Here is a 14,798-nt window from a genome sequence, read left to right as displayed (position 1 = left end):
TTTCGCCTGTGCTGACGCGATCGCGGGCAAGCGCGCTCCCTACTGGTAATAAGGCTTACCACATCAGATATTAAAATTTTCGTTGATAAGAGCTGCCCGGTGTCTATAAACAAAAAAAGCCCGGCGTGACCCTGGCGAACGGATGATGGGGATCGCCAGTGCAACGTCGGGCTGTGAGGTCTTTGCGGCTTCAAGCGACGGGAGCAATGCCGCTTGAGGCTTGAAGCGTGTGGCAGGGTTGCTTAGAACTTCGCTTCTGCGTCCAGTTGCAGGGTTTTCACGTCGCGATCAGTCGGGCCACGAACCAGGCGGGTGCTGGCGGTGTTATCCGCGTCGGCCAGGAAGTAAGTCGCGCCGACCGAGAAGTTCTTGTCGATTTCGTAACTGACCTTCAGCTTGTGGCCGCGTGCGCCTGTGGTGCCGTTGGCGAAGTCCGAGTCGGTGAATGCGCCGACTACAGCGTTACGCTGAACGTCGCGGTAGTTGTAGTCGATACCGAAACCAAAAACCTTGGTTTTCACACCCGTCAGCCAGGCAGTGTCTTCGCCATCGGAGCTCTTGTCGTTGACAACGTATTGACCATACAGACCCAGCGGAACGCCCAGGCCGCTGATATCAACCTGGCCGAAACCTTCGTACAGCTGGAATTCGGTAGTGGTGTTGCCGTTGACCGCCAGAGCGTTCTGGGCAGCTGTGCTGCTGTCACCGTCGTAACCGTAGACGCTGCCGCCCAAGGTGACTTTCAGGTTGTCGGTCGGTGCGAATTTGGCACCCAACTGACCCGCGTACAGACGAAGGTCATGACGGAACTGGTAACCGTCGCCGTCGATGTTGTCTTTGAGGGTGTAATGCCCGGCGCTACCGAACAGTTCGGTCTTGCCACCCAACGGGAAGCTATAGGTGGCTGCCAGACCTTCCGGGTTGAGGTCGCCGTCCCAGATTACATCGCCCATGTTTACCCACGGCTGGTTCATCTTGCCGCCGATAATGTGCAGGTTTTTGACGGCGGTAGGGGCGTAGTCGACGTAGCCCAGGTCCAGCCACAGCGTTTTTTTGGTGAAATAGTTGTCCAGGTCGACGTTGGTGGAGCGACCGTCGCCATTGCCGCCAGGGTTACCACCAGTGGCAATACGAATGCCGGTGCTCACCTGTGGGTTGATTTCGGTGTAAGCACCCAGGCGAGCGCGCAGACGCTGACGGCTTCGGTCTGTCGAGCTGGCCTGGTCTTCGACTTTAATGTTCTCCTGGCGAACGCGCACGTCACCCTTGAACTGGGTCTTGGTAGCCCAGGCAACTTTCTTCTCAAACTCTGCCTGAGAGGCGGATTTAGTGTTTTGCACATCTGCGAGTGCTTGCTTCTGTGCTGCCTGGTCTTTGGCCAGTTCGGTCTGCAGCTCAGCATACTGATCTGCGTTGATAGAGCCGTTAGCCTTGAGCATGTCCAGCAATTTAGCGTCGACTGCGGCATTGGCAGGAACCGCCATGGCCAATACCAGGCCACCACACAGGGCCGCAGCAGTACGTGTAGAAACAAGACGCATGTTGATCTCCATAACGTGAGTAAGGACGACATCGGGTCATCCTGTAGAAACCGCCCTACAGGCAGGGCGTTTGAGGGTTAGTACCCTCGGTTCTAAAAACAGGCGCCAGTATCGCGATGGGTTATGACAGAAAGGTGGCGCAATGATGGCGCGTCGATGACAATTAAAAGTCTGTAAGGCTTGAGCTAGAGCCTTCGCGGCGCGAATGGGTGAACATTGGAGGCCGATGAGGGATACTGCCGCGTCGTCCGACTTAGCTGGGGAAGTCCGCATGCCCATCCAGAACGCCACCCTCGAAAACGTCGTACCTGCTCAATGGGATGCCTTGGTTCCGGGTGGTCAGCCATTCGTTCGCCATGCCTTTCTCAGTGCGCTGGAAGACAGCGGTAGCCTCGGGCCGCGTTCGGGATGGCAGGCTGAACATCTGCTCAACTACCACAACGGTGAGTTGGTCGCGGCGATGCCGGCCTACCGTAAATGGCATTCCTATGGCGAGTACGTGTTCGATCACAGTTGGGCCGACGCTTGCCGCCGTGCAGGCATCGCGTACTACCCCAAATTGCTGATGGCGATACCGTTCAGCCCGGTGAGTGGTGCGAGGGTTTTGTCAGCCTCGCCGGAGGCCGGAATTGAATTGCTCAATGCCGTGCCGGGCTATCTCCAGGATCAGCAGTTGTCCAGCGCACACGTCAATTTCACCGACTCCCTGGCTGATGCATTTCTGGATGAACAACCGGGCTGGCTGCAGCGTTATGGCTGTCAGTTTCATTGGCAGAATCGTGGTTATCGGGATTTCCAGGATTTTCTCGACGCACTGAGTTCACGCAAGCGCAAACAGATGCGCAAAGAGCGCGAACAGGTGGCTGGGCAGGGCATTGAGTTCGATTGGCTAGAAGGCCATCAGCTCAGCGAGTTGTTGTGGGATTTTGTTTACGCCTGCTACTCCAACACCTACGAGGTACGCGGGCAGTCGCCGTATCTGACTCGGGAGTTTTTCAGCTTGTTGGCCGAGCGGATGCCGGAAGCCATTCGCGTGGTGCTGGCGCGTCAAGGCTCCAGGCCGGTTGCGATGGCTTTCAGTCTGCTGGGCGGGGACAGTTTTTACGGTCGTTACTGGGGATGCCTGGCGGAGTTCGACCGTCTGCATTTCGAGACGTGCTTCTATCAGGGCATGGATTACGCCATTGCCCATGGCCTGAAACGCTTCGATGCAGGCGCGCAAGGTGAGCACAAATTGATTCGCGGCTTTGAGCCGGTCATCACTCGCTCATGGCACTACCTGACCCATGCGGGGCTCAAGGACGCGGTGAGTGATTTTCTCGATCAGGAAAGGGTTGGCATCCTGGCGTATGCCGAAGATGCCAAAGGCGCGTTGCCGTATCGGCAGGTTTGATACGCCAAAACGGTCCCACGACATTGCGCCAATATCTGAAGTTGCGCAGACCAAACTCGGCTTTAATCAAAAAAATGCAACCTACTGGATTGAAATGCATTTTCTGTAGGAGCTGCCGAAGGCTGCGATGCATTCATCCTGACACACCGTGATCGCAGCCTTCGGCAGCTCCTACAGAACGATGTCTGCCGCGAGACAGCGCGGTGCCATGGGCACCGGGGCAGCCTCAATCAATACCCACAAACCCACCGGTCTGATGCTGCCACAGCCGTGCATACAGACCGCCATGGGCCAGCAGCTCGGCATGGGTGCCGCTTTCGGCAATGCGGCCATTTTCCAGTACTACTAGGCGGTCCATGCGCGCAATGGTGGACAGTCGGTGAGCAATGGCGATCACGGTTTTGCCTCGCATCAGGGTTTCCAGGCTTTCCTGAATCGCCGCTTCGACTTCTGAATCCAGTGCCGAGGTGGCTTCGTCCATGATCAGAATGGGCGCATCCTTGAGCAGGACCCGGGCGATAGCGATACGCTGGCGTTGCCCGCCTGAAAGCTTCACGCCGCGTTCCCCCACCTGAGCGTCAAAGCCCACGCGTCCTTCGGAATCTGTCAGCAGCGGGATGAACTCATCGGCGCGGGCCTTGCGTACCGCCTCCCACAATTGCTCATCAGTAGCTTCGGGTTTGCCGTAGAGCAGGTTGTCACGTATCGACCGGTGCAGCAGCGACGTGTCTTGAGTGATCATGCCGATCTGCTCGCGCAGGCTTTCCTGAGAAACGTGAGAAATGTCCTGATCGTCGATCAGAATCCGCCCGTCTTGTACGTCATACATGCGCAGCAGCAGGTTCACCAGCGTCGATTTACCTGCTCCTGAAGGGCCGATCAGGCCAATCTTTTCGCCCGGTTTAATGTCCAGGTTCAAGCCATGAATGATGCCGTTGCCATTGCCGTAGTGGAAATCCACACCATCAAACTTTACCCCGCCTTTATCAACATTCAGACGTGGTGCTGGCTTGCGGTCTGTGACGCTGACAGGCTGAGAAATACTCGCCAGACCGTCCTGGACCATGCCGATATTTTCGAAAATGCCATTCACCACCCACATGATCCAGCCAGACATGTTGACGATACGAATCACCAGACCGGTGGCCAGGGCAATGGCGCCGACCGAGATCATCGACTGGGTCCAGAGCCACAGGGCGAGGCCTGTAGTACTGACGATCAGCACGCCGTTCATGCTGGTGATCACGGTATCCATGGCGGTCACGACGCGACCCGCCAACTGGCTTTTCTCGGTCTGCTCGCTGATTGCTTCACGGGCGTACTGCTGTTCGAAATTGGTGTGAGCGAACAGCTTCAAGGTCGTGATGTTGGTGTAACCGTCGACGATACGGCCCATGAGTTTGGAGCGTGCGTCGGAAGACACCACCGAGCGCTCTTTTACCCGAGGCACGAAATAGCTGAGTGCGGCGATATAAGCAGCGATCCACGCCAGCAGCGGGATCATCAGGCGCCAGTCCGCTTCGGCGAACAGTACCAGCGCGCTGATGGCGTAGATCAATACGTGCCAGAGCGCGTCCACGGCTTGAACGGCGGAATCGCGCAGCGAGTTGCCGGTCTGCATGATGCGTTGGGCGATGCGCCCGGCGAAGTCGTTCTGGAAGAAGCGCACGCTTTGCTTGAGCACGTAGCTGTGGTTCTGCCAGCGAATCATGCTGGTCATGCCAGGGCTAATGGTCTGGTGCACCAGCAGGTCGTGCAAACCCACAAAAATGGGACGCAGGAGCAGGGCAACCACGGCCATCCAGATGAATTCGCTGGCGTGGATGCTGAAGAAATCTTTGTCGGGTGTGCCTTGGGCCAGGTCGATGATGCGGCTCAGGTAGCTGAACAACGCAACTTCGATCAGGGCGCCAATCAGGCCAACCACCAACAGTGCAGCGAAGCTGGGCCAGACCTGGCGCAGGTAGTAAATGTAGAAAGCCAGAACTTTGTTGGGCGGGGCGTCGGTAGGGGCGTCACGGAAGATATCGATCAGTTTTTCGAAACGACGATAGAACATTGGCAATGATGCCCACGGGTTAGGCAGGCTCTCCTTACTGAGCGGATATTCCCCTGATCTGACCGCATGAAATCAGGAATGCTTCGACTGATTTCATGCGGTATGTCTGAGGTTATTCGACGCGCTTGGCAGACTTGATATAGATCGGATCCAGCGGCACGTTTTGCATGCCTTGCTTGTTGCCTGACTGGGCGTTGACGATCTGGTCGACCACGTCCATGCCTTTGACCACTTTGCCGAAGACCGCGTAGCCGAAATCGCGCACGCCGTTGTCTAGCATGGCGTTGTCATTGGTGTTGATGAAGAACTGGCTGGTGGCCGAATTGACTTGCGAGGTACGGGCCATAGCGACGGTACCACGTACGTTATGCAGGCCGTTGTTGGCTTCGTTCTTGATCGGATCCTTGGTTTGCTTCTGCATCATTTGTGCAGTGAAGCCGCCACCCTGAGCCATGAAGCCCGGGATCACCCGGTGAAAAATAGTGTTGTTATAGAAACCGCTGTCGACGTAGCCCAGGAAGTTGGCGGTGCTGATCGGCGCTTTCTGGTCTTCGAGCTGGATTTCAATCGCGCCGAAGCTGGTGTCGAGCACGACGTGAGTCGGCTTGGCAGGTGTTGCAGCCATGAGGTTGGCGGCGAACAACACGGAGCAGGCGGCGATGGCGATTTTTTTCAGCATGGGTCATTAGATCCTGATGGGTGGTTTCGACTGCGATCAATAATGCGGACACATGAAGCGATGCAGGCGACAAGGTAATCACGTTTGGCTTTTTTTGCCCAGCCTGAAAGCGCTTTAGCCAAATGGCCAGGTCGCCTCAGGCCTGTACTGAATCGATGAATTCCAGCGCGATCCGATTGAATTGCTCCGGGTGCTCCAGCGGCGTTGCGTGGCGTGAATCGTTGATCACCACCAGCCTGGCGTTGGGGATTAGCCCCACGTAAGCCTCTTTGAGTGCCACCGGCGTGTAATCCCGGTCGGCAGTGATGATCAGTGTAGGGCAGGTGATGCGCGACAGTTTTTGCTCGACGCCCCAGCCGACAATGGCATCGAAACTGGCCAGGTAGGCGCGCTTGTCGTTCTGCGCAAAACGTTCGGCCATGCGTTGCCGTAACTGCGCCTGCTCAGGTTTGGGGAACAGGTTCTGGCTTACCGCGTTACCCAGCGTCTGCATGCCCAGTAGCCGGGCGAGCACCCAGCGCTTACTGTATTGCCAGACGTCGTTGGCGCTGCGCACTTTCACCTGGGGCGCACTGTTGACGATGCACAGGCTTTTCAGCAGATGTGGATGATCGACCGCTAGCTGAAAGCCGATCATCCCGCCCATGGACAATCCGAGCACATGCACCTGACCCAGATTCAGGTGCTCGATCAGCGCTTCAACGTCGGCGCTGAAACCTCGAATGCTGTAACGCTCCCGGGGTTTGTCGGAGCGCCCATGACCGCGCATGTCCATGGCAATGACCCGATAGCGGGCGGCAAACGCCGGAATCTGATATTCCCAGTCCCGGCAGCTTGAACCCAGGCCGTGCAGTAACAACAGGGGCGTGCCCTGGCCGTATTCTTCGTAATGCAGTGAGCAGCCGTCATGTTCGAAATGGGCCATGGACAGGTCCTTGTCAGGCTTGTTGTGGTGCGGCGAAAGCGGCGGTCAGTGGCGCGGTGTCAAAGGTCTGGATTAACTCGATGAGGATCTGCGTCGCTGGCCCCAGTGGTTTATCTTTGCTGGAGTAAAGATAGAAGGTCGGGTTACGACTGCCACCTTTGTCCATGGGCAAAGCCTTGAGCACACCTTCACGCAGTTCGCGCTCGATGATGTGCCGTGGCAGCCAGGCAAAGCCTAGACCACTGCTGACAAATGTCGCGGCGGTTGCAAGGCTGCCGACCGTCCAGCGCTGCTCGGCACCCAGCCAGCCTACGTCTCGGGGTTGCTGGCGACCGGAGTCGCGGATCACTACTTGCAGCTGGCTTTCCAGATCCTGAAAGTTCAGCTCGCGCTGCAGTTGATGCAGGGCATGTTCCGGGTGGGCGACGGCGACGAATTCCACGTTGCTCATTTCAGTACCCAGATAACCGGGAATACTAAAACCGCTGATGGCCAGGTCGGCGACACCTTCCAGCAAAACCTCCTCGACGCCGGACAGCACTTCTTCGCGCAGCCGCACGCGACAGCCCCGGCTCTGGGGCATGAAAGCGGTCAAGGCACGCACCAGTCGCGCGCTGGGATAAGCAGCATCCACTACCAGGCGCACTTCGGCTTCCCAGCCTTGCTCCATGTGATGAGCCAGGTCTTCGAGCTGGCTGGCTTGTTTGACCAGATGCCGTGAGCGACGCAGCAACACGCCGCCGGCTTCGGTGAGTACGGCTTTGCGCCCGTCGATGCGCAACAGCGGTACGCCCAGCTGATCCTGCATGCGCGCCACGGTATAGCTGACGGACGATTGCGAACGGTGCAGCACCTCGGCTGCCTGGGCAAAGCCGCCGTGATCGACCACGGCCTGCAAGGTTCGCCATTGATCGAGGGTAACGCGGGGGGCTTTCATGTGGTGCTCCTCTTTTGTAGCGCTTTATCCTAATCTGCAATCCCTTCTGGAGACTGCCGATGAACAGAATCTGTTGTGTGTTGCTGGCGCTGCTGCCGTTGACGGCCTGGGCTTACCCCATCGAAGTGGAGAAAAGCTACGAGGGCGTTCAGGTCGACTACACCGCTCACGATACTTTTTACGACACGGGCTCGATCACGGTGAACAACTACGGCGATGTCGATGCCAAATGCAGCGTGGTGTTTCGCAATGGTCCCGAGGCACCTCGCACCCGGCGTATCACCGTCGCCGCGAAAAAAAGCGCTGACGTGACCGCCAAGTTCAACCGCAGCATCATCAAGCTGCGCATCAGTCTGACCTGTAAGGCCGAGTAAAGCTGGTAGCCGTGTGCCGTTTTCTCACTTGAATCGCATTCTGTAGGAGCTGTCGAGCACCGCGAGGCTGCGATTGCGGTGTGTCAGGCAAATCACTATCGCAGCCTCGCGGTGCTCGACAGCTCCTACAGGCAGTCAGGAGATAGGGTTTCAGGGTAAACCAGCTTTTGAACAAAACAAATTATTAGATGCTTTGTAGCAGTTTTTTACGCTTTTTAATCGATATGTTAACGCTTAACCTTCACTCCATCGAACACACACCTCTTCGTTGGAGCCACAGACCATGTCCCGCGTCCTCATCATCGAAAGCAGCGCCCGTCAGCAAGATTCGGTTTCCCGCCAATTGACTCAGCAATTCATTGGCCAATGGCAGGCAGCGCATCCGGCTGATCAGGTGACGGTTCGTGATCTCGCTCAGGACCCGGTGCCGCACTTGGACTCGATGCTGCTGGGTGGCTGGATGAAGCCCGCTGATCAACGCACGGCCAACGAGCAATCAGCGCTGGAACGTTCCGATCTCCTGACCGATGAACTGGTCGCTGCTGATGTGCTGGTGCTGGCTGCGCCGATGTACAACTTCGCGATCCCGAGCACGCTCAAGGCCTGGCTGGACCATGTGCTGCGTGCTGGCGTGACCTTCAAATACGGTGAAACCGGTCCGCAGGGCCTGCTGGTTGGCAAGCGCGCCGTTGTCCTCACTGCTCGCGGGGGTATCTACGCCGGTAGCAGCCTGGACCATCAGGAACCGTACCTGCGTCAGGTGTTGGGTTTTATCGGCATCCACGACGTCACCTTCATTCATGCCGAAGGCCTGAACATGGGCGGTGATTTTGTCGAAAAAGGCATGAACCAAGCCGTGGCCAAACTCGCACAGGTGGCTTGATCTGAACGACTGCTGCGCTCTTCATTATTGAATCAACGGTTGTACCGAATTCCCTTTGGCACCTCCCGCTCCTGGGTGCATGGCCCGATAGGCCCCCGTTTTGGGTGGTCATCGGGCTTTTTCTTGTGCGTATTTTTTAACGCTGGGTTTTCCGAATTACGTTTCCTGTTTTTCATCAGTTTGACTAGACTCGGGTGGTAGCTGAAACGATTAATCCAATTCAGCCCGATACTGCAGCGAACCTAATAATTCCAATAAGGACTACCCCAATGAAACCTCTTGCCTGGCTTTTCGGCCTCAGTGCGATTTCCGTCGTTACACAGGCTGCCGCATGGGACTACGTGCTGCTCGACACCGATAAACCTGCCCAGAATCAGCAAATCACCAGCGCCCAGCTAGGTGTCAAAACCGACAAACCTTTTTCCGTAACGATGCGCACCCTGCATGGCGGGCGTCAGGAAGGCGTCAGCGTGATCGATATCGACAACGGCACGATGAAGCTTTCAGTGGTGCCCACTCGTGGCATGAATGTGCTGCAAGCGTCTGTCGGTGATGTGCGCATGGGCTGGGACTCGCCCGTGCAGGAGGTCGTCAATCCGGCCTTTATCGAACTTAATGGTCGGGGCGGTCTTGGCTGGCTGGAGGGCTTCAATGAGTTGGTGACGCGCTGTGGTTATGAATGGGTCGGGCATCCGGGCATGGATAACGGCGAGCTGCTGACCCTTCACGGTCGGGCGGCGAACATTCCGGCCAGCAAGGTGACGTTGCACATTGATGAGAAGCCCCCTTATGCAATCCGTCTCAAAGGCGAGTTGAAGGAGCAGGCGTTCAAGAAGGTCGACTTCTCGGTACAGACCGAACTGGTGACCGAGGCGGGCAGTACCCGTTTCACGCTCAATGACACGTTGACCAACAACGGGGATTACCCGAAAGAGTATCAGGCGCTGTATCACAGCAACTTCAGCACGCCGTTTCTGGAGCAGGGCGCTCGTTTCGAGGCACCGGTCAAGCAGGTGTCACCGTTCAACGAGAAAGCCAAGGGGGATCTCGGCGACTGGCAAACCTATCGTGCGCCAACGCCAGACTATGACGAGACCGTCTACAACGTAGTGCCTTACGGCGATGCCAAGGGCGAAACCCTGGCTGTCCTGCATAACAAAGGAGGCAGTCTGGGCGTGTCGCTGGGCTTCAATACCCAGCAGTTGCCGGTGTTTTCGCTGTGGAAAAACACCGACACCAAAGGCCAGGGCTACGTGACGGGGCTGGAGCCTGGCACCAGCTTCTCCTACAACCGTCGGTATCAGCGGCCGCTGAATCTGGTGCCGACCATTGGCCCTAAAGAGCAACGCCAGTTTGAGATCAGCTACAGCTTATTGGCGGATAAAGCGGCAGTCGATTCGGCTCTGGGCAAGGTCAAGGATATTCAGGCAGGGCGTGCGACCGAGGTGCGTCAGGAGCCTTTGGTGGATTTGAGCAAGGAGTAGTTGACTGGCTTCAAGCAAACCAACTGTGCCGGAACGTTCGAAAGGCCTCAGTGCCTGAATCGTCCGAATGCAGCCCAGAACAAACACCGCACGTGGGCTACATTCCTCTGTTGGAGCGAGGCTTGCCCGCGAAGAACGATAACGCGGTCTGCCTGGATTAACGCGTTGGCTGATTCGCGGGCAAGCCTCGCTCCAACAGAGGATGGGTTCTCACGCTTATGCGGTGGTGATTAGTCATGCCCATGATTGAAATAGACACCCCAACCACTAACCCGTTAAGGTCGCCGCCTTCAACAGGGGAGCAGTCATGGGTTATCTACTTATCGTGACGCTGATCCAGGCGTTTTCATTCAGCCTGATCGGCGTTTTTCTGGCAGGGCATGTCGACAGCTACTTCGCCGTGCTGATCCGCGTCGTTCTGGCCGGCCTGGTATTCATTCCGCTGACCCAGTGGCGTCGTGTGGAGCCGGGCTTCATGCGTGGCATGTTAGTCATCGGGGCGCTGCAGTTCGGCATCACCTACGTGTGCCTGTACCTGAGCTTCCGGGTGCTGACCGTGCCGGAAGTCCTGCTCTTCACCATCCTCACGCCTCTGCATGTCACCCTGATCGAAGATGCGCTCAATCGGCGCTTCAACCCGTGGGCACTCGTGGCTGCATTGGTGGCCGTGCTGGGTGCCGGCGTGATTCGTTGGGACGGCATCGACGGCAACTTCCTCGGCGGCTTCCTGTTGCTGCAAGTGGCCAACTTCACCTACGCCGCAGGTCAGGTGCTGTACAAACATCTGGTCGCCCGCTACCCCAGCGACCTGCCGCATTACCGGCGTTTTGGCTACTTCTACCTCGGCGCGCTGATCATTGCATTGCCCGCGTTCCTGATGTTCGGCAACCCGCAGCGTTTGCCAGACGCAGCGGATCAATGGTCGGTTCTGCTGTTCCTCGGGCTGTGCTCCACGGCACTGGGCATGTATTGGTGGAATAAGGGTGCGTGCCTTGTGAACGGCGGTACCCTGGCCGTATTCAACGTTCTGCATGTGCCGGTCGGGTTGCTGATCAATCTGCTGATCTGGAACCAGAACGAACCGCTGGAGCGTCTGGCTTTTGGCGGGGTGCTGATTCTGGTGTCGCTGTGGGTTAGTCGGCTGGGAGCGAAAAAAACACAGTTGGCGTAAGTTTCTGTAGGAGCTGCCGAAGGCTGCGATGGCGGAGTGTCTGAACGAATGCTTTCGCAGCCTTCGGCAGCTCCTACGGAACGATCATCTAGGTCTTTGCCAATCCCACCCGCATATCCGACCCACTCGGCTGTTGATACACCCCCAGCCCGAACTCCGGCAGGACCGCCAGCAGGTAATCGAAAACATCGCCTTGAATGCGCTCGTATTCTGCCCAGACGGTGGTGCGGGTGAAGCAGTAGATTTCCAGCGGCACGCCCTGGGACGTAGCTTCCAGCTGACGGACCATGCAGGTCATGTCCGGATGAATATCGGGATGGCTCTTCAGGTAGGCCAGGGCGTAAGCGCGGAAGGTGCCGATGTTGGTCATGCGTCGGCGGTTGGCTGACAGGGCTGCCACATTGCCCTGTGCCTGATTCCAGGCCAGCAGTTCGGCCTGTTTGCGGCTGATGTAGTCGGTGAGCAGGTGGACCTGACTCAGTTGCAACTCTTCATCGTCGCGCACGAAGCGCACACCGCTGGCATCGATAAACAGGCTGCGCTTGATGCGTCGCCCGCCGGATTGCTGCATGCCGCGCCAGTTTCTGAACGACTCGGACATCAAGCGCCAGGTGGGGATGGAAACGATGGTTTTGTCGAAGTTCTGCACCTTGACCGTGTGCAGGGTGATATCCACCACGTCACCATCGGCACCGACTTGCGGCATCTCGATCCAGTCGCCGACCCGCAGCATGTCGTTGCTGGTCAGTTGCACGCTGGCCACGAACGACAACAGCGTGTCCTTGTAGACCAACAGAATCACTGCCGACATCGCACCCAGACCCGAGAGCAGCAACAGCGGCGAACGGTCGATCAGGGTTGCCACGATTATGATCGCGGCAAAGATATACAGAATCATCTTTGCCAGTTGCACGTAGCCCTTGATCGAGCGTGTGCGGGCGTGAGTGGTGCGGGCGTAGATATCGAGCAGCGCGTTGAGCAGCGTGCCGACGGCCAGCGTCATGAACAGAATGGTGAACGCCAGGGCGATGTTGCCGATGACGTTCTGACCGGTTTTGCTGAGGTCAGGCACCAGGTTCAAGCCAAACTGGATGATCAGTGAAGGGACCATTTGCGCCAGCCGGTGAAAGACCTTGTTGTGGCGTAAATCATTGACCCAGTGCAACGCGGGCTGACGGCCCAGTATCTTCGTGGCATGGAGAATCAGAAAGCGCGCCAGGCGCCCCGATACCAGTGCCACGACCAACAGCAGCAACAGCCCGAGGCTGGCGTGCAAAATCGGGTGCTGGTCAAGTACGGCCCAGAGTTCCTGAACGCGAAGCCATAACGATTTAATATCCATGGGGTATCTGAGAATCCTGAAGAAAAAAGCGCGGCAATTAGAACATTCATGGCCCTGATAAAGGGTTACGTTGGCAAATTGCGTAACAAAATCGGCCGTTGGTAGTAAAGAAACTCGGCTCAGGCGCCCGAAACCGTTACGCTATGCGCCGTATTTTTGTATTTCGTCGAGGTAACACCCGTGTTTTCCCAATTCGCCCTGCATGAACGCCTGCTTAAAGCCGTGGCCGAGCTTAACTTTGTCGAGCCAACGCCAGTGCAAGCTGCGGCCATACCTCTGGCGCTGGAAGGGCGTGATCTGCGGGTGACGGCGCAAACCGGTAGCGGCAAGACTGCTGCATTTGTATTACCGATCCTCAATCGCCTGATGGGGCCAGCCAAGGTTCGTGTCGATATTCGTGCCGTGATCCTGCTGCCGACCCGTGAACTGGCGCAGCAGACGCTCAAGGAAGTCGAGCGTTTCTCGCAGTTCACGTTCATCAAGTCCGGTTTGATCACGGGCGGTGAGGACTTCAAGGTTCAGGCCGCCATGCTACGCAAGGTCCCGGATATTCTCATCGGTACGCCGGGCCGCCTGCTGGAGCAACTGAACGCCGGCAACCTGGACCTGAAGAATGTTGAAGTGCTGGTTCTCGACGAAGCTGACCGCATGCTGGACATGGGCTTTGCCGAAGATGTCGAACGTCTGGCCAATGAGTGCGCTAATCGCCAGCAAACCTTGCTGTTCTCGGCCACGACCGGTGGCGCAGGTCTGCGTGAAATGATCGGCAAGGTGCTGAACAACCCGCAACACTTGCAGGTTAACAGCGTCAGTGAACTGGCCTCCGGTACGCGTCAACAGATCATCACCGCGGATCATAACAGCCACAAAGAGCAGATCGTCCACTGGCTGCTGGCTAATGAGACGTATCAGAAGGCAATCATCTTCACCAATACCAAAGCCTTGGCTGACCGTCTCTACGGCCGTCTTGTGGCGTTGGACTACAAAGCTTTCGTGCTGCACGGCGACAAGGATCAGAAAGATCGCAAAGCCGCCATCGACCGTCTGAAGCAGGGCGGTACCAAGGTGCTGGTCGCGACTGACGTGGCGGCGCGTGGTCTGGACGTTGAAGGGCTGGATCTGGTGATCAACTTCGACATGCCACGCAGCGGCGATGACTATGTGCACCGTATTGGCCGTACCGGTCGCGCCGGTGCAGAAGGTCTGGCGATTTCGCTGATCTGTCACGGTGACTGGAACCTGATGTCCAGCGTTGAGCGCTACCTCAAGCAGAGCTTCGAGCGCCGCACCATCAAGGAAGTCAAAGGCAGCTACGGCGGGCCGAAGAAGGTCAAGGCTTCCGGTAAAGCAGTCGGCGTAAAGAAGAAAAAGACCGACGCCAAGGGTGACAAGAAGAAAACCGGCGCCAAGGCACCTACCAAACGCAAAATAGCCAACCGGCCGAAGACCGACGCCCTGTCGCTGGTCAGCAAAGACGGTATGGCACCGCTGAAAAAGCGCAAGACAGAAACGCCTGCTGCTGAGTAAACGGACGTCCTGCCACCTCGCGAACAAGTTCGCTCCTACCAAATAGCGCTGTGTGGGGTAGGAGGTAACTTGTTGGCGAGAGGGCCTGACGCGGTGGCTCAGGCTTTAACTCACTCCACCTTCCTCTCCGCCGTATTCAACTCCTTGAGCCGCTGATCAATCAGTTGGCATTTGTCCGGCAGCTCTGCCGCTTCGCTTTTCAGGTCCATTTTCTGCAGCTCGTCGTTGATCTCTTTGGCCTTGGTCGGATTTCGCTCAGTGAGCTTCTGCACTTCCATCGCCAATTGCTCACGCTTTGCCGTTGCCTCGTCCGGGGTACAGGCAAAAGCGGGGACGACCGTCAGTAAAGTGACTGCCGCTGTCACACTCAACACGATTCTCATAAAGGCCTCCAATTCCATTGGGCTTACCCGGTTGAGCGAGCATTTTTGACAAAAGTTCATCATGACCGCCGAGAGGCTGGTGATGAACGGTGAGCGATGA

At 57.2% G+C, this 14,798-nt stretch carries 13 protein-coding genes; 6 read left to right on the top strand and 7 right to left on the bottom strand.

Features of this window, described 5'->3' with window-relative positions:
* Window positions 1-242: 242 nt before the first annotated feature.
* Window positions 243-1,541, bottom strand: coding sequence for a putative porin (locus EE949_RS20710; protein ID WP_122666138.1), 1,299 nt, complete (start codon window positions 1,539-1,541; stop codon window positions 243-245).
* Between the two features lie 271 nt (window positions 1,542-1,812).
* Between EE949_RS20710 and EE949_RS20705 the strand changes: the two genes are divergently transcribed.
* A complete protein-coding gene (locus tag EE949_RS20705) occupies window positions 1,813-2,934 on the top strand; it encodes a GNAT family N-acetyltransferase (protein WP_122665982.1) in 1,122 nt (373 codons plus the stop codon).
* Window positions 2,935-3,160: 226 nt separating this feature from the next.
* On the opposite strand, the gene EE949_RS20700 is transcribed toward EE949_RS20705, so the two are convergent.
* From EE949_RS20700 to EE949_RS20685, 4 genes are all read right to left on the bottom strand, one after another.
* Window positions 3,161-4,993 carry an ABC transporter ATP-binding protein gene (locus EE949_RS20700; RefSeq protein ID WP_122665981.1) on the bottom strand — a complete coding sequence of 611 codons (1,833 nt, stop codon included), beginning with the start codon at window positions 4,991-4,993 and terminating at the stop codon, window positions 3,161-3,163.
* A gap of 112 nt (window positions 4,994-5,105) precedes the next feature.
* Entirely contained in the window at window positions 5,106-5,672 is a 567-nt protein-coding gene (locus EE949_RS20695) for a peptidylprolyl isomerase (RefSeq protein WP_122665980.1), read from the bottom strand.
* A 136-nt stretch (window positions 5,673-5,808) separates the two neighbouring features.
* On the bottom strand, window positions 5,809-6,597 hold the full coding sequence (locus tag EE949_RS20690; RefSeq protein WP_122665979.1) for an alpha/beta fold hydrolase: 789 nt from the start codon (window positions 6,595-6,597) through the stop codon (window positions 5,809-5,811).
* Between the two features lie 13 nt (window positions 6,598-6,610).
* Window positions 6,611-7,534 carry a LysR family transcriptional regulator gene (locus EE949_RS20685; RefSeq protein ID WP_122665978.1) on the bottom strand — a complete coding sequence of 308 codons (924 nt, stop codon included), beginning with the start codon at window positions 7,532-7,534 and terminating at the stop codon, window positions 6,611-6,613.
* A gap of 59 nt (window positions 7,535-7,593) precedes the next feature.
* Between EE949_RS20685 and EE949_RS20680 the strand changes: the two genes are divergently transcribed.
* From EE949_RS20680 to EE949_RS20660, 4 genes are all read left to right on the top strand, one after another.
* Window positions 7,594-7,908 carry a 3-phosphoglycerate kinase gene (locus tag EE949_RS20680; protein ID WP_087270668.1) on the top strand — a complete coding sequence of 105 codons (315 nt, stop codon included), beginning with the start codon at window positions 7,594-7,596 and terminating at the stop codon, window positions 7,906-7,908.
* 283 nt (window positions 7,909-8,191) lie between these two features.
* Window positions 8,192-8,791, top strand: a complete 600-nt coding sequence (locus tag EE949_RS20675) for an FMN-dependent NADH-azoreductase (RefSeq protein ID WP_122665977.1) — start codon at window positions 8,192-8,194, stop codon at window positions 8,789-8,791.
* A gap of 269 nt (window positions 8,792-9,060) precedes the next feature.
* Window positions 9,061-10,275: an aldose 1-epimerase family protein gene (locus EE949_RS20670; RefSeq protein WP_122665976.1), complete on the top strand. Its 1,215-nt coding sequence runs from the start codon at window positions 9,061-9,063 to the stop codon at window positions 10,273-10,275.
* 307 nt (window positions 10,276-10,582) lie between these two features.
* Window positions 10,583-11,446, top strand: a complete 864-nt coding sequence (locus tag EE949_RS20660) for an EamA family transporter (RefSeq protein WP_122665975.1) — start codon at window positions 10,583-10,585, stop codon at window positions 11,444-11,446.
* Between the two features lie 88 nt (window positions 11,447-11,534).
* On the opposite strand, the gene EE949_RS20655 is transcribed toward EE949_RS20660, so the two are convergent.
* Window positions 11,535-12,788 (bottom strand): mechanosensitive ion channel family protein, encoded by a 1,254-nt coding sequence (locus EE949_RS20655; protein ID WP_122665974.1) that lies wholly within the window; start codon window positions 12,786-12,788, stop codon window positions 11,535-11,537.
* A gap of 180 nt (window positions 12,789-12,968) precedes the next feature.
* Between EE949_RS20655 and EE949_RS20650 the strand changes: the two genes are divergently transcribed.
* Window positions 12,969-14,315, top strand: a complete 1,347-nt coding sequence (locus tag EE949_RS20650; protein WP_122665973.1) for a DEAD/DEAH box helicase — start codon at window positions 12,969-12,971, stop codon at window positions 14,313-14,315.
* A gap of 110 nt (window positions 14,316-14,425) precedes the next feature.
* On the opposite strand, the gene EE949_RS20645 is transcribed toward EE949_RS20650, so the two are convergent.
* Window positions 14,426-14,698, bottom strand: coding sequence for a hypothetical protein (locus EE949_RS20645; protein WP_122666137.1), 273 nt, complete (start codon window positions 14,696-14,698; stop codon window positions 14,426-14,428).
* Window positions 14,699-14,798: the final 100 nt, after the last annotated feature.

This window comes from Pseudomonas viridiflava (assembly GCF_900602065.1).
Classification (GTDB): domain Bacteria; phylum Pseudomonadota; class Gammaproteobacteria; order Pseudomonadales; family Pseudomonadaceae; genus Aquipseudomonas.
The sequence above is the reverse complement of the archived record's forward strand: the minus strand, read 5'-3'. Positions and strand labels throughout refer to the sequence as shown.